Genomic DNA, 17,563 nt, shown 5'->3' on the forward strand with positions numbered 1-17,563 from the left:
AGAACAATATGGCAGATGGATTTGTAGGAGAAATTCGTATATTTGCCGGCAATTACGCGCCGGTAGGTTGGGTTTTATGTAACGGGCAAGCACTTTCCGTGAATGATTACCAAGTACTGTATGCCTTGATAGGCACCACTTACGGCGGCACTGGCAGCACTAACTTTAAGGTACCCAACTTAAACGCGACGCTCCCTATAGGCCAAGGTGCTGGTACCAATTTAACACCGCGCTTGCTCGGTGCCAGCACCGGTGTCGATAGCGTGACCCTGACACCGGCACACTTACCGGCACATACGCATAGCATCATGGCAAGTACGACGCCGGCCACCACGACCATTCCTGGGCCGACCCTGACACTGGGAACCACTCCCGCTTCGTTTTACGATAGCGGCGCAGCGGTCAGCACCAGCATCCACCCCATGGATCAGCAAGCGCTGACGTCAGTTGGCGGCAACCTGCCGCACGACAATCACATGCCCACGCTGAGCTTGACCTACATCATCGCAACGACCGGTCTGTTTCCAACCCGGCCTTAAATTCAGGGAGCAATTATGGCTGATTCATTCATTGGAGAAATCCGCGCTTTCGGATTCAATTTTGCACCGCAAGACTGGATGTCTTGCGACGGGCAAACACTGCCAATTTCGCAAAATCAAGCTTTGTATGCCGTTATCGGCAATACTTACGGCGGCACGGCACCTCAGACATTCGGTATTCCCAATCTGAGCGCACTCGGCGTCATCGGGCAAGTCGGCGGCGTGTTAAACCACCAGCAAGGCAGCAATACGGTGACGCTCACGCAGCAAACCATGCCCTCCCATACCCATGCGCTCAATGGCAACACGACGCGCGCGGCAAGTGCTGTCCCGACGGCACATTTGCCGACACGTTTTGTGACGCCTAACAATTGTGCCTTCGTCCCTATCGCGAATGCGGGGCAGCTCACTCCCCTCAGTCCGGAGGCAGTCAGCGCCGTCGGCAGTGGTGGCGCGCATCAAAATCTGCAACCGTATCTGGCCATCAATTTCTGTATTTCGCTGCAAGGCGCTTGGCCGGAACATCCTTGATTTTTTGAACGGATCTTACAATTCAACGTCAACAGCCCCTGGAACCCGGCTGGCCGGGTTCTTTTTTGATTCTTCCGCCATGAATTATTCCGCAGCATATTTTCAAGACTATCTCCAAACCGCATTCCGCATCGAACTTCTAGATGGGCAAAGCCTGGCTTTATGCTTGGACCAAATCAGCGTGCGCGACAATGCCGCCTTCCATCAATTTTCACTGTTCTTCCTGTGCCAAGGTGGATTGCAACTGCAGCAAGGCACGTATTGCCTGCAACATGATAGCCTCGCGCCATTGAGCATCTTTCTGGTGCCGATCGCGTGCACGGGGAATGTGTATCGCTATCAGGCGGCATTCAGCGTCGCACTGCCAGCCGCCGGTTCGGAAAGCTGAGCTCCATGCATATTTCCGACCCCAGAATCAGCCTGCGACCGGTTACTGAAGCAGATCAGCCCTTTCTCTTGCAGGTATACGCTTCGGTGCGTGAAGAGGAATTGAAACCCACCAACTGGAGTGCAACACAGAAGGCGGACTTCATCGCCATGCAGTTTGCCGCCCAGCATCACGCCTATTCGCGCTATCCTGCGGCAGAATTTTTTCTCATTCTGGTGCAGCAGCAAGCGGCAGGCCGTATTTATCTACAACACCTGACGAATACCGTCCACATCATCGATATTTCCCTGTTGGCAGATGCCCGCGCACAAGGCGTCGGCACGGCACTGCTGCAGTCGGTCTGCGCGCTGGCGCACAGCGCTGGCAAAGCGGTGCAAATCCATGTGGAAAAATTCAATCCAGCGCTACGCCTGTACCAGCGCCTCGGATTTCTCCCCTTGGAAGACAAGGGCGTGTATCTGCTAATGAGCTGGAACGGCGCTGAAATGGTCGAAAAACACAATATTTTTCTGACCTAGCCTGCTAGGCTACGTCCATGAGCAAAAAAATATTGATCACCGGCGCGGCCGGTTATATCGGCGGGGCCTTGGCCCAGCGCTTTTACAGCCGTGGCGATACGGTGCGCGGCTTGGTGCGTCTGCCTGAGCAAGTCGCGCAGCTTGAGCATCTCGGCATGCAAGCGGTATTGGGGACGCTGGACGAAACACCTAAGCTGGAGCAGCACGCGGCGTGGGCGGACGTCATCATTAACGCGGCCGACTATGAAGATGCGGTAGCCGTCAGCAGTTTTCTGCATTGTTTGAAGGGCAGCGGAAAAAGCTTTGTGCAGCTCAGCGGTTCCAGTGTTGCCAGTGTTGTAAGCGACGAGCTTGATCCGCACATCTTTACCGAAGACTCGGTATGTCCACGCCCTGGAAAAGCACATTTACATGCGATTAACCAACAGTGCATCGCTGCAGCGGCTGATGATATACGCAGTATCGTGATTGTTCCTGGCTTGATTTATGGCCCGGCAGCGCTGAAACAGGCTGGTTTTTTTGCCGCTTGGGCAGCGTGGGCGAAGGAATGTGGTTTCGTACCCTACTTAGGCAAGGCCGAAAACAGTTGGTCTAACGTCCACCTTGATGACTTAGTCGATCTTTTTGTGTTGGCAATAGAAAACGCCGCACCCGGTTCCTTGTTTTTTGCCGAAAATGGGGAAGCGACGCTCTTCTCGATGGCGCAACAGTTGCAAGCACAATTGAAGCTGCCACTGCCGGCTCAGGCATTACCGCTGCAGACATTCATCGACAAATGGGGCGAGTCGACGACCGCAACGATTTTTGGCGGCAACAGCCGTATCAGTGCGCTGCGCGCCAGAACCCAATTGCACTGGGCACCACGGCACACTATTGAAACAAGTCCTTGATACGGCCGACGACAAGCACTTGTCGTCTCGGCTAAGACAGAAAATCAGCTTAGCTGCCAACTATCCGCATCTTGAACTGGCGCCCCTTGATATTGGTAAATTCGAGTTTGCTCACCGTTTGGCGTGCAATATGGCGCTCCAGCGCGACATAGGTGTGGAATTCGCCGACATTGATTTTACCGACTTGTTCTTTTTTCAAACCGATATCAGCCGTCAAGGCACCGAGCAAATCGCCCGGGCGCAGCTTGTCTTTTTTTCCGCCGAAGATGCACACGGTGGTCATCGGTGCGGTCAGCACTTGATCCGGTGCCGCTGCCAACTTGTTGATGTCGGCCCAGACTACGGCTTCGCCTTGGTATTCAGCGATCAGCTTGACCCATTTTTTTTCATTCGAAGTCGCCAAACTCAGCGCCAAGCCTTTTTCACCCGCGCGGCCGGTACGGCCGATGCGGTGAATATGCACTTCGGTATCTTTCGAGACATCGACATTGATCACCGCGCCCAGAGTTTGAATATCGAGTCCGCGGGCGGCGACGTCAGTAGCCACCAGCACTGAACAACTTTGATTGGCAAAGCGGATCAGTACTTCGTCGCGCTCGCGTTGTTCCAAATCGCCATGCAGCGCCAGCGCCGACACCCCCTGCGCCTGCAATTCTTCGGTCAATTCGCGGCAATGAATCTTGGTATTACAAAAAGCGATGGTCGACACCGGTTGGTAATGATGCAGCAAGCGCGCCACCGATTCATTCCGTGCTTCCGGCGAGACTAAGTAAAACAATTGTTCTATATGGTTGGCCGCATGCTGGGATTCAACCTTGATTTCCACCGGATCACGCAATAACTGTTCGCTGGCATGGCGAATATTTTCCGGGTAAGTGGCAGAAAACAGCAAAGTCTGACGGCGCGCTGGGCAAGCGGCGACGATGGTATAGATGTCGTCATAAAAACCCATGTCGACCATGCGATCGGCTTCATCGAGCACCAGCGTTTGCACGGTACTGAGTTTGATGGTGCCGCGGCTGATATGGTCGATCAAGCGACCCGGCGTGCCGACGACGATATGAGCACCATGTTCCAGCGATGCAATTTGCGGGCGCATCGCAGTACCACCGCAGAGCGTGAGTATTTTGACATTATCGATGGCGCGCGCCAAACGGCGCAATTCATTAGCGACTTGGTCGGCCAACTCACGCGTCGGGCAAATCACTAAGCCTTGTACCGCAAAATAACTGGGATTAAGTTTAGCTAAAATACCGAGACCAAACGCGGCAGTCTTGCCGCTACCGGTTTTAGCTTGGGCGATCAAGTCTTTTTGTTGCAAGACGATAGGCAAACTCTCGGCTTGGATCGCCGTCATTTCCTTATAGCCAAGGCTATCTAGGTTGGCGAGCATGGCGGCGGACAAGGGCAAACTGGAAAAGGCGAGCGATTCGGACATGGACAATCATTTCTTCATAGAGGGTGACAAGCGCAGCGTACTGACCTTACAACATAGGCAAAGATAGTGCAGACGCTCAATGAGCGTATTGTAGGGCATGCAAGCGGCTGGCGGGTTCAATTGCGCTCGCCTGGCTCAGATTTCGCTAAAATCGGAGTTGGAAAACTAGCATCGTGAGAAACATAAATGTTGCTTTTATGCAATTTCTGTTACACTTTAAGTCGCACAGTCCCTTTGATTTAAGGCAAACTCTGGCAAAATTACCGCGTTCTTTTGCTTTTCTTATCTTTCTTCGATTACATCTTGCGCATCATCCGAAAATTACTGTTTCTCTGGTTGCAACAAGGTGTCTACAGCCGTTTGTTTCTGCCGCTACTGTTGATGATCATCGTCTCGGGCAGCGTGCGCTATCACATGCTGATCGATGCAGAGCGCAATGATGCACTACAACGGGCCGGCATCGAACTGCGGCAAGCGGAACACAGACTGACACCACAACTGCTGGCACTCGATTGCGACGCTGCAGCGATTGCACGCTTGCTCACGCAAGAATTGGCGGCGGCAAGCGAACTCGGCAGCCTGACTTGGCACGCCTGTGGCAGCAGTTTCACGCGTCAACAAGCAGCCGTGGTCAGCAAGGTGCCGGCTTGGTTTCTCGACTTTCTGGCCTTCCAAGTCGTCACACTGAAAAAATCCAGCGCACAAGCCGATGGCAGCCTGGTCAGTTTATCGCTGAGCAGTTCCGCCACCACACGGCTCGAGCAGATTTGGTATCGAGTGAAGACACAGGTACTCGTTTCTGCCTGGATGGTCTTGTTTATCTACCTGTTGTTGATACTGATCTTGCGTAGCAATGCCAAAACCCTGGCACAACTGGCCAGCGCCAATCTGCGTTTCCAGCATGGTGAACACAGTGTGCGCCTGCACGTCGGCGGCACCTCGGAAGGACGGGCGCTGGCGACTACCTTCAATCACATGGCGACCGAAATCGAACGCCTGCTCGCTACGCTGCGAGAAAGTCAGCATAAACAAAGCGAACAATTACACTTTACCTGGGAACTACTGGCGGTCTTACCGATTCCGATTTTTTTCCAAGACCATCACGGTATATGTCGTGGTGTCAATCCGGCCTGGGTGCGGATGTTCGGTTTGAGTACCCAACAAGTAGTCGGCCGCCCGATGCGCGAGGTCGCCTTGGCACTGATGCCACTGGCAGCACCCCACGTGGTGGCCGAACTCAGCCTGCCCGGTCCAAGCCAAGACCTCGCCGTACTGTTTTATCAAGCCGCCTATACCAATGTCGATGGACAAGCGGCCGGCCATATCGGCGCACTGGTTGATATCAGCGAGCGTAAGAAAATCGAAGCCGATCTGGCGGCCGAAAAAGACCGGCTCGATACCACGCTCGATTCGATCGGCGACGCCGTCATCAGTACCGACCAGCACGGCCACATTCTTACCCTCAATCGCGTCGCGCAACAACTGACCGGCTGGTCGCAGGCCGAGGCCTGCGGTTTGCCCTTGGCCAGCGTGTTTGAACTGAGCGAGCCACTGCATGGTGCCCAACTGGCACTGTTTTTGCTGCACATCGGCAGGCAAACCGCCAATCTCGACGCGCGCAATCTGGCCCTGCAATCTCGCTCTGGCAACACGCTCGATATCGATTACACGGCGGCACCGATTCGCCAAAGCGCGGGCGAGAGCAGCGGTTGCGTGCTGATTTTTCGTGATTTGAGCGAAACCCGCCATTTGCAGCGGCAAATTTCTTGGCAAGCCGGGCACGATGTGCTCACCGGGCTATCTAATCGCAGCACCCTGCACGATGAATTGACCAAGGCCATCACCGAAGCGCAGGAGCGCCAGCATACACTGGCGGTTTGCCTGCTCGATCTCGATCACTTCCAAGTCATCAATGAACAATATGGCCACGAATTCGCCGACCAACTCTTGCAAGCCGTGGCCCTGCGTTTGCAGCACAGTCTGGGCCACAGCAACCCGCTGGCCCGCCTTGGTGGTGATGAATTCGTCGTGTTACTGAAAAACCAGCACGATACCGCCACCATCGATAGCAATTTATCCGCGCTGCTACGCGATCTGGCGCAGCCCTACTTGATCGGGCAACGCCAAGCCCATCTGACGGCCAGCATAGGTGTGGCCGTGTATCCGCACGATGAACTGAGCCCCGATGCCTTGTTACGCTACGCCGACCAAGCCTTGTACCAAGCCAAGATCAGCGGTCGCAACAAGTACCATTTATTCGATGCGCGCCAAGATCAAGAGGTGCGCACGCGCCACGATCAACTGGCACGCATTCGCAGCGCCCTGCGCGACGGCGAATTGGTCTTGTATTTCCAGCCCAAAGTAGATATGCGGCAAGCCTGTGTTATCGGCATGGAAGCCTTGCTGCGCTGGGATCATCCAGAGCGCGGCTTAATCGGTCCGCTCGAGTTTTTGCCGCTGGTAGAACAAACTGAGCTCATCATCGATATCGGCATATGGGTACTGCGCTCAGCTTTACGGCAACTCAGCGACTGGCTGGCCGCCGGTCACACCTGGGTCATCAGTGTCAACATCGCCGCCCGCCACTTCCAATCCGGTGATTTTCTCAGCAGCTTGCGCAGCATCTTGGCAGAATTTCCCGACATTGCGCCGCAGTACTTGGAAATTGAAATTCTCGAATCCGCCGCGATTGACGATATTGAATACGTGCGCGAAGTCATGATCAGCTGTCAGCAACTTGGCGTACGCTTCGCACTCGACGATTTCGGCACCGGTTACTCGTCGCTATCCTATTTGAAGCGATTGCCGGCCAATACACTCAAAATCGACCAGAGTTTTGTCCGCAATATGCTTGAAGACCGCGATGATCTGGCCCTGATCGGGGCCATCGTCGGGTTGGCGCAAGCCTTCAAGCGCGAGGTGATTGCAGAAGGTGTGGAAACCAGCGCCCATGGTGCGGCGCTGATGCAACTAGGCTGCGACCAAGCCCAAGGCTTTGGCATCGCGCGACCGATGCCGGCCGCAGACGTCCAACAGTGGGCCGCACACTACGTCGTTCCAGCCCAGTGGCAAGCCGAGGTCGCCGTTGCAGCCGCTGCGCTGGCTTAAGCCTGCACTTCGCGCTTAACGCGACGGGCGATTTCCCAGTCGAGTTCTTTACTGCGCTTTTTTTCCAAGGCATCGATGTGACGCAGCTTTTTATCGGCCACGAATTCGCCTGACAAGATCAGACGTGGTTTGCTATCGGCCGAAATCATGCCACCAGTCGCCCATTCCGAACGTGCCACGGCAAAGCCGGCAAAAATACCGTAATCTTTACCGCAGACCATACCTTTTTCTGCCACCACCGATTCACCGGCCTTGATGAATTTTCCGGCATACAAGTTGCCAGCCGTAGCAATCCAACGGCCAACATGGATTTCACCATACAAGCTGCTGATTTCGCCCTTGCCGCGCAGCGTGCCCCAACTGCTGATATCACCTTGGCTACCGATGCTGCCAGCGGACAAATTTCCTTGGCAAATCACTTCACCGGCAAACAAGCTGCCGGCCACGGCGATGTCAGATTCGCTGAATACTTCACCTTGGCAATTGCAGTCGCCCTCGATATGAATCGCGCTGGCGGACAAATGGCCGCCGATAAACTGTACTTCGCCGGCTTCCAAATCATCATCGAGTTGCAGATTGCCGTGGCAATCGAGGTCGGTACACGATAAATAGCCGAGTCCTTGGATATCGCCAAAGCCACCGAAGACATCGTGGTGAGCGTGGCGTGCCAGAATGGCCGGATGCGCCAGCAAATCCATGAAGTGACTGCCATCTTTCGCCGCTCTGCGTTGGTCGAGTTCCAACATGCGCGCCATCCACTCGGCACTGCAACCGGTCTTGAGCATGAATTCCACGTCGATATTGCCACCGACATCGAGCGTGTGGCCAACGTACAGCGATTGCACTTGGATATTGCCGGTGACGGTCAATTTACCCAGGCAATACACTTCTTCGGCGATCAAATCACCGTCTATCAACAAATCGCCGCCTACTGTCAACTGCGTGGTGATCGTCACATCACCTTGGATATGCACATCACCGTTGCTGGCAAATTGTTTGCGCTTCAATGTCTTGGCCTGAAATGGTTCAGGTGCAGAAAGAACGGGCGGTGCTGGTTTGCGCTTGATCATGATAAGCCTGGTAAGGTGAACGAGAGAATGGCGCGATTATCCCAGACTTCGGGCCACTGCTGCGGTTTTGCGCATAAATCGTCACGCTCATGATCAAAATTGCACTTACCAAGTAAGCGACAGTGCTCTGAGGGTAAGCTTTTAAGCGATTTGCCAAGCGACTACGCACCGCATGCTTTACCGGCAGCACTGGCATTTCGAAAATTAAGTCAAAATAATAATATAAAAGACCAAATATGCTTTCTTATATTATTTAATCATCCAAATATGGATGATAAATTAAGTAAGACTTGACAGAAAATTGTTGCCGCTAAATACTCAGCTATCTGCGCAAGTGAAACGACTTTAGGCGCTCTGATTGGGTCGGTAAATGATGAAAAGTAGTCCTGTTCCACTTCCTGTTGAACGAGCCTTGCGTAGGGTCGGTTATAACATAGGCTTGGCGCGCCGACGCAGGCAGCTGTCCCAGGAAGCCTTGGCTGAACGTATAGGCACCTCGGTCAATACGGTTCGGCGAATGGAAGATGGCCAGCCAGGCACAGCCCTTCAACACTTTGTCCGGGCGCTTCAGGTATTTGGTGAACTCGACAAGTTCGAGCAGCTCATGGATACAGCTCAGGATTCGGTAGGACTAAGCTTGATGGACGAAAATCTCCCGCAACGGATTCGTACCCCTCGCCGGCGTCGTGAGCCGGGTGCGTTTTGAGTGATTTGAGATAAAACTGAAACTATCCATGGCTACCAAGAGCACTGACAAACGAGCCAATGCGGGCTCGGCCTCTAAAGTTGAGTTGGACGTTTGCTTGGGGCAAGCTGGCCTACCTGTTGGTAAACTCATTTACGTCAAAGACGGCCAGCGTGAGTTCTCTCAGTTCGCCTACCAAGAAGAATGGCTGGACAACCCTGTCGCATTTGACGTCTCCCCTGATTTATCCCGGGTTCCAGGCTACCAATTGCGCAGAGCCCCGAGCAAAGACGACTCCTGCTTTTTTCTTACGCTGGCAGATACGGAGCCGGACAGCTGGGGTCGTCGCCTCATCGCGCGGGCTCACGCCAAAAAAAGAAAACTCAATCCTTCGCTCACCGCGCTGACGGCGGTGGACTATCTTTGTGCCGTAGATGATTTCAGCCGTATCGGAGCACTGCGCTTGCGCGCCGCGGCACAGACCAAGCTGCGCAACGTAGAGGACGGTAAGCGAGCTACCCCGCCATTGCTGGAGCTCGAAAAAATGATGGCGGCCTCGCAAGCCGTTGAACTAAGCAAGGAGACCGCTGAAGATCTCACATATCTTCAGGGGAAAGGTACCTCGTTAGGCGGTATGCGCCCCAAATGCAGCGTACTTGATGAAGACGGAACACTGGCTTTGGGGAAGTTTCCTAGCGTCAATGACACGCGCAGTGTCACGCGTGGAGAGGTTCTTGCCCTGCGCTTGGCCAAGCTGGCGGGGATTGACACGGCAGACGCACGTATTGTGATGGTTCAGGGTGCTCCGGTAGCGATCATTCGTCGTTTCGACAGAACATCGAAGCAAGCTCGCATCCCCTATATGTCCGGGGCTGCGCTGCTGCAGTCGAGCCGAAATGAAGAACACGCTTACACGGAAGTCGTAGACGCGATGCGTTCGAAATGCATCGATTTCACTGCCTCAGCCCAACAGCTCTGGCGTCGGCTGGTCTTCAATTTTCTGATTACAAATGTCGATGACCATCTGCAAAATATTGGTTTCTTGTATGTGGACAAAAATCAATGGCAGTTGTCCCCCTCCTTTGATCTCAATCCGTTTCCTGAAAAGGACAGGGAGTCGAAGACTTGGTTAAGCGAAGACACTGGTCCAATTACCTCGCTAGCGCAACTATTGGGCCAGGCAGCACGGTTTCAGCTTAAGCCGCACGCAGCCACTGCCGTGCTGGCTGAGGTAGTCGATGCCGTTAAACAGTGGCGTGACGTGGCCTTGACGGCAGACGTCGGGCTCTCCCAAGCTGAACTCAAGGACTTTGCGCCCGCTTTCGAACACGCCGGAATGGATGAGGCTGTTGAGTTGTTGGCGTAACACGCAGGTCCGTTCTGAGTGCATTTCGCTTGCCATCTCTGATGTTAACCACACCATCTCATTCTTTGCTTTGAGACTCTCTGCAATACATTTTTACTGCAAAAGTTCTTTGCACTTATCGCTGGTCAGCGTATGTATCAACCAACCGGCGCGATTGCCAAAACACGCCATGTTCTATCGCGCTTACAAGGTATCGATTAACGCAGTTGACATGCCACGACTCTGCTGCGCCTCAAGACAAGCAACCTCCAACCTTAACCGTGAAGTTGCTCTTAATTTTGACAAGCCTATCTCGCGTGCCATCGCGAGAACGGTATCTTCGCCGGTCATCTCACTGGAAGACAATTCATGAGCCAGGGCAACCAGCTCTGGTAGCGCGATTTCATCAACGGATCGTGTCACATCCATATCTGGCCGACGGAACACAATAGTGTTTTTCTGTTCTGTTGAGTGCCAAAAAAAGACGTCTGTCTCTTCCTGGGTACTGTGAAGATGGTGCGCAGCTAAACTCGTCACACGCTCATGAATACGTGCCCCGGTTCGTTGCCAGCCGTGTGCGCGGGCGATCCGACGAGATAGGACTTCATCTTTAATCGGACCTTCCACCGCAACAACGTCTTTGATCATCTGAATAAGCGTGACCTCATAATTCTTTTCAAAAAAAACTTCTGCCGTCACCGCGGTCCCTTCAACACGAATATCTGCCTCAATAAAGAGCACTCGCGCCGCCGCAGGTGGCTGCACAGCAGCTACATTTATCGCGGGTACGGCAAGTATCTCATCGCTCACTGCTGTAGCCGTATTGAACTCAGATGTTTTCGTTTCCAGATGAGAAAAATCAGTACTCAATTCCAAGGTCGCAGCTAACGAATTTTCAGCAACGATCGCAGCAGCAAGGTTCAGTTTTTCAACACGATCTGCTTCTGTTAAACGGCGTGCTCTGCATACAGTAAGTAAATGTTCCAGGCGAATATTGACTTTTTCCAGTGTTACGACAGGGTCTATCCACCAGTCTGTCGACCAAATCCGAACAATCTCCCAACCTAATCCACGCAACACTTGCTCGCGTAATTTGTCACGATCTTTCGCTGTCGCAGACCGATGATAGGTCGCACCGTCACATTCAATGCCGGCCAAGTACGATCCCGGGGCATCTGGATCGACAATGCCTAAATCTATACGGAACGCCGACACGCCTATTTGTGGTTCGACCCGCCACCCTCTCGCCGCCAGCGCCAAGGCGACGGATTTTTCGAACGGGCTTTCATACCCACCAACGCTGCCAGAATTGGCTTCTGCCAGTGCTTTCGGTCCACGCTCAGCAAACAGCAAGAAATGCTTCAGATCTCGCACCCCTTCAGCCTGTGTACGTGACAAGTCCATTTGTTCGGGCCTTAAGCTAGAGAACACACGTAGTTCATGCCTCGCTCTAGTGATGGCAACGTTCAGCCTTCGCTCCCCTCCTTGCTTGTTCATTGGTCCGAAGTTCATTGACACTGTTCCACTCAGCGTTGGGCCGTAAGTGATAGAAAAGTACATGATGTCACGTTCGTCACCTTGAACACTTTCCAGATTTTTAACAAATACTGGCTCAAGCGCAGTTTCAGAAAAATAGGGTTCGATCGAAGGATCTTTGCGACGTTCATCATCCAAAAGATCTTCAATTAAGCGTTGTTGTTCGGTATTAAAGGTTACTACTCCAATCGTTAAACCAGACTCGCGAAAGCCAGGTTGTTTGAGTCGAGCTGTAATATCTTTTACGAGCGCCTTGGCTTCAGGCTTATTGATACGCGCCCCGCCTTTTTCATAAATCCCATTAGGAATGTAGTGAAAATTGACGGCACGATCATCGGTTACCGGCGACGGGAAAGTTACTAAACTCCCTCCGTAATAGCGGTGATTAGAAAACGCGATTAAGCTTTCACTCCGACTTCTGTAATGCCAAGACAGGTCAATTGTCGGTAAATTGGCACCAAGACATTCATCAAGAATACTTTCTAAATCACCTTCAACGTCTTCGTCGTCCAAATCAGACTCCGCACGGTCAAAGAAGTTAGTTGGCGGAAGCTGCTTAGGATCGCCAACCATAACGGTTTGCTTGCCGCGCGCTATTGCACCGATCGCATCCCACACTGTAATTTGTGATGCTTCATCAAAGACGACCAAGTCAAAAAGCGCTGAATCTGCAGAAAGATACTGCGCGATCGATAAAGGGCTCATTAGCATGCACGGGGTGAGTTGAGCCATCGCGGAAGAAACGCGTCCAACCAGCTCACGCAATGGCAAATGACGTGCTTTCTTTTGCATTTCGTGACGAAGAACGCCCCATTCAGAATTTCTTTCTACCGCTTCTTGATCAGGTAATTCAGCGCATAGTCGAGCGCGTACCCACGCTTGTGTCAGTTCAGTGAACCGATCGTCCAGTTCTTGAAAATTCTTGATTCGCTTTTCGTGCTCAACAGAGACAAAATTACGTAGCACATTGTCATCGTCCACGACTGCGTTCAGCCACCAGCGGCAATAGTTGGTTTCAAAAGCTTCCCGGACAAGGCCAGGCAGTACGCCCCCATTCTCAATTGCCTCGGCTATCACACCCATGCCAACTAACGAAGCCTCGTCACGGACTTTGCGCCATGCACACCACGCTCGCAAACGTGGTTCTGCCGCGATCATATCTTGGCACGCCATAACTAAGCGTGCCGGCGTAAGTAGCTGAAAACTCGAAGGAGTTTCTTGAGAAATCCCGCTCAATTGCCCTAAGCTATCCGTCGACTGTAGTAACGATTGATGGGCCGCAACGTAGTTACCACCGGCTAGGGAAACTGGTCCAGCAGGCGCTAAGAGGTCGTTACCATCGCCAAGTAAGCGGTTCAATGCAGCCTTGATGGTAACAAGCTCGTCCGGCGTGCTTGCCAGGTCAGATAAGACTGAAGCTAATGAGGCATGGAATTTCGTTGCACTGTCAATCTCCTCTGGCTGACTCTTCAGACCGTTCCATACACCATGAGTCGCTGCCCGAAGTTCATCATATGAAGCGAGCTCATACTCAATATCCAAGAGCGCATTCATGTTATTCAGATCAAGCAACATCTCGGAGCCACAGCTACCGTCTGCGACAGCGTTGAGATTAGTTTTCAACCACGTGCGACCAGCTTTTGCTTGGATCAAAGCCTCTTGGAACCTAAGTCCAGTGTTGCAAGTGTCAATATGAGTTTCATGACCTAACCACATGCTTTGACTAAGCGAGGTCAATGCGGCGAGAGGGGTGAATTCATTGTTAATGTGTACAAGGTCACGTGCGCGCATTAAATCGGTTCTCATCGTACCGCCACATCGCCCCTCGTCGATGGAATCGAAACCCTGGTCTTCCCAGGTTACGTTCTTGTGTGCACAATCTAGTACGGTCTGAAATGCGAGTGCAGCCTTTAAATCGTCTTGTTGCGTTTTTAAGCCACTCCAAATTTGATCGGTCGATAAACTCAGGCTATCAAACTTAGCTAGTTTTACCCTTAAAGACTGTAACTCAATCAAGCATTTGATATCAGAAGTAAATTGCGGTTTTTGACCTTTGCTGACGTATGCAAGCATTGTCTGCTGTATTGCCCGTTTGCGTAACCAACTTGTTGGCCAAAATGAAGCTTCCGCCGCCGCCCAATCACGTTGTAATTGATCGGCGTCCAGCTCGGTCGCGTCGTCTCGGTAGGAGACAGAAAGCTTGAGCTTGGTTTCACTATAACTTGCTAATAAGCAAATACCCGCTGTGAGGTTATCTACAACGGATTTAGACCAAGTTGTTGAAAGTTGCGATTTCAAGATGCTTGTTTTTTCAAGCAGTTGCAAACCTTTATTCACACCGGCGATCGTTTGTGTAGACCAAGGTGCTGACAAATTGTCGGTGATGCTCCTATGGCTAGCGACTAGCTTTAATGCTACTTGCATCGAACTTACCAGACGACGCGCATCGGAATGAAGAGCGAAGCGCCAATCGCGGCCTGCTGCTGCAGAAAAAAGTGTCGACAAAACAGCAAGAGCATGTCTGGCATTTTTTGTCAGACCCAAAGAAGAAAACCCAATAGTCGTGCAGAAAGCATCCGCAGAACTTTGCAAGGCGTCCGCTTTAGGAATCGTTTTTCGGGCCACATCGATCAAGGTTTGTTGCCAATTGGGCGACCAGTCACTATGGGCTATTTGCCCTAGCGGATGTTGCATAAGTAAATTGCTGCCAATTTCCTTGGCATTCACATCAAGTCGCTCGGCTAGTTCGAGCAGTTCGTTTAAGGAAGCGACGTCGTGCGCATCAGCAGATGGCCAAGACATGCCAAGCACGGCAACATCGCGTCCAGCCCCAATACGCCCCATTGCATCGTAAGGACTTAGGCCATTGCGATGACGATGATGAAGGCGCTCGACATAGGCATTAAGACATTCGCGCAACAACTGAAGTCGTGACGCCTCTTCCTTCCAAACATCCGCGTTGCTGTTACCTTTCGCATCCCACGACTTTTTGAGTTGGTTTAAGACATCCAATTTTTTTGCTTTGCTTGAATGCATCTCGAGACAAAAATCGCCAAGACCGACATCACGCAAGCGCCGGTAGACCACATCCAGTGCCGCTATTTTTTCCGAAACGAAAAGAACCCGTTTATTTTCAGCCAAGCATTGAGCGATGAGATTCGCAATAGTCTGGCTTTTCCCTGTACCTGGTGGTCCAATCAACACAAAATCTTTTCCGCGACTAGCTGCCATGACTGCCGACAACTGGGAGGAATCAGCGGGTAGGGGACAAAACGTTTGTTGCGGCGGATACTCTCTATCCAAATATCGAGGATTTGGAAACGGCACTCCGCGTGGATAAGACTCTCGCGGCGTATCAATCAAATGACGGACTACCGCATTTTGTTTTAGCTGTTCTGTTCGCTCAGTCAAATCTTTCCACATCAAATATTTGGCAAATGAAAACGTCGACAACACCACATCTTCAACGACTTCCCATCCTTTGATGTTCTTAATCGCAGCCGAAACCGTGTTCCAAATTTTGGATACATCAAGACCGCTTTTATCCTTGGGTAACTCACCTTCGCCGATGCTCAGACTAAGTTCATAATCTTGCCTTAGCATTTCTATCAAGGTCGGATTAAAACAAGGCTCATCATCGTGAAGTGTTAACGTAAATCCGGACCGAACACTTTTACGATTCAAAGTAACGGGAACAAGAATCAGCGGAGCACGAAGAGTTTTGTCATCCTTGTTTTCGCGTGTCCATGACAAGAATCCTAACGCTAAGTAAAGCGTATTTGAACCACCCTCCTGAAGATTTGTTCGTGACGTCCGGTAAAGCTCTACTAATCGCGACTCAAGTTCAGCGTCTTCAATACTGACAAAAATTTCCTTACGTTTCAGTGCATCCAGAGCGTGCTCTCGGCGTACATCTTCTCTGGTTCTTGCCTCGTGAATAACTTGGTCCCGTGGATCATTACCATCCATCAACGCTGGGCGTGGCATCAGCTTTAAGGAATGGCCTTCCGCTAACAGGTCTTCGAGTAAGCCAGGATCGGGAGCATCGAGTCGTATTGCTTTTTTACCTGGGTGGAAATTCAATAAATTGTTACGCATGGACAGATCGAGAAGCTTACGCTGCCATCTGATCAGCCGATTCTCAGCTTGCCCCTTGTCCTCCCGCTCACCATCAGTTTCAGGATCGTCAGGAAGGTCCGGTGCCTCCTCAAACGTTGACTGATCTTTTTCAGACGGGTTGATGACCTCTGATATTTTTGGCAATTCGGCACTTGACAGTGGTTTGATACGTTGAAGTCTTGCTCGCCGAATGTCAACACTCAGTTCAAAGCACTGTTCCACCTCTTCGGATATCTGCTGCGTCCCTACTTCAATCGCATGGCTAAAGGTAGGACAAGGTCGGTGAGTAAGCAGCGTAGTCTCGAACAGTACCAGCTCTTTTAATTTAACGCGTTTGCGTAATGCGGTAATGTCATCCACTACTACGGTAGAAAATTCTTCATTCTTGAGCCATACCCCGGCGAACGCATGGCCTTGAGTAAAAACGAGAATAGGATTCAAACCGCATTGTTCTAGGGCAGAGCAAAAAAGAAGTGAAAGATCAAGACAGGTGCCTAAGCCTGATTCGGCGATTTGGCCAGACCCACGAATTTTTTGACCTTTGTGCTCAAAACTTGCTGGTGGAAGTGCGTAATCTATACCCATTCCAGCAACAGCAGTCCAGATAGCAGACGCAAGCTCCCAAGCGCGTTTGGCTCCACCGTTATATCCGTTAAGTGCGCGGTTTTTCCCGTTATGATGCAACACCTCGGCAGTTTGCTTCAATAAGCGCTCAATGGCTGGTTCATTTGGTTGCACAAAGGCAGCCACCATATCTGGTAAATGTGAAATGCCACCCCATTGGTTACGGGGTAACAGTTCAACCTCAACCTGATGCTGACAAATAATTTCAGCGCTACCCGTTTTATTCAACGTAAAGGTGACATGTGCTATTTCGGCCTCGGTCAAACGTACTAATAACACGCCTTCAAGTTCAACGTCTAAATTAGGAATACGATACTGCTGGCTTTCGTTGATTGCATCCAAGCGCCACGATTTCGTTTTAATGAATGCGGGTTCAGAAGTTATTGTGAGCGTGAGCTCGTTTAGCGGGAAGAGCGTATCGTTAACAATGAGCAGTTCACGCAATAGCGGGACCGCATTTTGATAATCGGCAAGATTCAACTTTTTGATTAATGTTGCCTCAATAAAAACTTCGGCAGTATTTTTTGTTTCTCCTGGCAAAACGACCTTTGCCACGGATTCAGACCCTATATCGCCGCTCATGTTTTCTTCCGCAATTTTCCACCAATAACATCAAAATAGTGATGTTATAAACTTCTCAACACTTTACATCAAACTTTTTGTAAACGGCCAAGAGAATGATGCTCCTCCAGCAATTTTGCACAAAAGCTAGTATTGCGACGATGTCTAATGCACTTATAACAATAGAAGCTTTTTCCGATGCAAAAATAGA

General features: G+C 51.5%; 11 protein-coding genes. 8 read left to right on the forward strand and 3 right to left on the reverse strand.

The features are described 5' to 3' along the window. Nucleotides 1-8 precede the first annotated feature (8 nt). The 5 genes from RHM61_RS06045 (at nucleotide 9) to RHM61_RS06065 (ending at nucleotide 2,866) form a co-directional block, all read left to right on the forward strand. Nucleotides 9-539 carry a phage tail protein gene (locus tag RHM61_RS06045; protein ID WP_322250233.1) on the forward strand — a complete coding sequence of 177 codons (531 nt, stop codon included), beginning with the start codon at nucleotides 9-11 and terminating at the stop codon, nucleotides 537-539. 15 nt (nucleotides 540-554) lie between these two features. After that, on the forward strand, nucleotides 555-1,070 hold the full coding sequence (locus RHM61_RS06050) for a phage tail protein (protein ID WP_322250234.1): 516 nt from the start codon (nucleotides 555-557) through the stop codon (nucleotides 1,068-1,070). Between the two features lie 79 nt (nucleotides 1,071-1,149). After that, entirely contained in the window at nucleotides 1,150-1,458 is a 309-nt protein-coding gene (locus tag RHM61_RS06055) for a DUF6916 family protein (protein ID WP_322250235.1), read from the forward strand. A gap of 5 nt (nucleotides 1,459-1,463) precedes the next feature. Next, nucleotides 1,464-1,976 (forward strand): GNAT family N-acetyltransferase, encoded by a 513-nt coding sequence (locus RHM61_RS06060; RefSeq protein ID WP_322250236.1) that lies wholly within the window; start codon nucleotides 1,464-1,466, stop codon nucleotides 1,974-1,976. Between the two features lie 17 nt (nucleotides 1,977-1,993). Further along, nucleotides 1,994-2,866: an NAD-dependent epimerase/dehydratase family protein gene (locus tag RHM61_RS06065; protein WP_322250237.1), complete on the forward strand. Its 873-nt coding sequence runs from the start codon at nucleotides 1,994-1,996 to the stop codon at nucleotides 2,864-2,866. Between the two features lie 49 nt (nucleotides 2,867-2,915). On the opposite strand, the gene dbpA is transcribed toward RHM61_RS06065, so the two are convergent. Continuing rightward, a complete protein-coding gene (gene dbpA / locus RHM61_RS06070; protein ID WP_322250238.1) occupies nucleotides 2,916-4,304 on the reverse strand; it encodes an ATP-dependent RNA helicase DbpA in 1,389 nt (462 codons plus the stop codon). A 303-nt stretch (nucleotides 4,305-4,607) separates the two neighbouring features. Between dbpA and RHM61_RS06075 the strand changes: the two genes are divergently transcribed. Continuing rightward, entirely contained in the window at nucleotides 4,608-7,412 is a 2,805-nt protein-coding gene (locus tag RHM61_RS06075; protein ID WP_322250239.1) for an EAL domain-containing protein, read from the forward strand. Here RHM61_RS06075 and RHM61_RS06080 read toward each other — a convergent pair. Then, complete coding sequence (locus tag RHM61_RS06080) at nucleotides 7,409-8,419, reverse strand: polymer-forming cytoskeletal protein (RefSeq protein WP_322250240.1); 1,011 nt, start codon at nucleotides 8,417-8,419, stop codon at nucleotides 7,409-7,411. The genes RHM61_RS06075 and RHM61_RS06080 overlap by 4 nt on opposite strands. 538 nt (nucleotides 8,420-8,957) lie before the next feature. On the opposite strand from RHM61_RS06080, the gene RHM61_RS06085 reads away from it, so the two are divergent. Further along, nucleotides 8,958-9,188: a transcriptional regulator gene (locus RHM61_RS06085; RefSeq protein WP_322250241.1), complete on the forward strand. Its 231-nt coding sequence runs from the start codon at nucleotides 8,958-8,960 to the stop codon at nucleotides 9,186-9,188. 28 nt (nucleotides 9,189-9,216) lie between these two features. Next, nucleotides 9,217-10,533: a type II toxin-antitoxin system HipA family toxin gene (locus RHM61_RS06090; RefSeq protein WP_322250242.1), complete on the forward strand. Its 1,317-nt coding sequence runs from the start codon at nucleotides 9,217-9,219 to the stop codon at nucleotides 10,531-10,533. 183 nt (nucleotides 10,534-10,716) lie between these two features. Here RHM61_RS06090 and RHM61_RS06095 read toward each other — a convergent pair whose 3' ends face one another. After that, on the reverse strand, nucleotides 10,717-17,373 hold the full coding sequence (locus RHM61_RS06095; RefSeq protein ID WP_322250243.1) for a DUF3320 domain-containing protein: 6,657 nt from the start codon (nucleotides 17,371-17,373) through the stop codon (nucleotides 10,717-10,719). Nucleotides 17,374-17,563 lie beyond the last annotated feature (190 nt).

It is taken from the genome of Undibacterium sp. CCC3.4 (assembly GCF_034347425.1).
GTDB lineage: Bacteria > Pseudomonadota > Gammaproteobacteria > Burkholderiales > Burkholderiaceae_D > Undibacterium.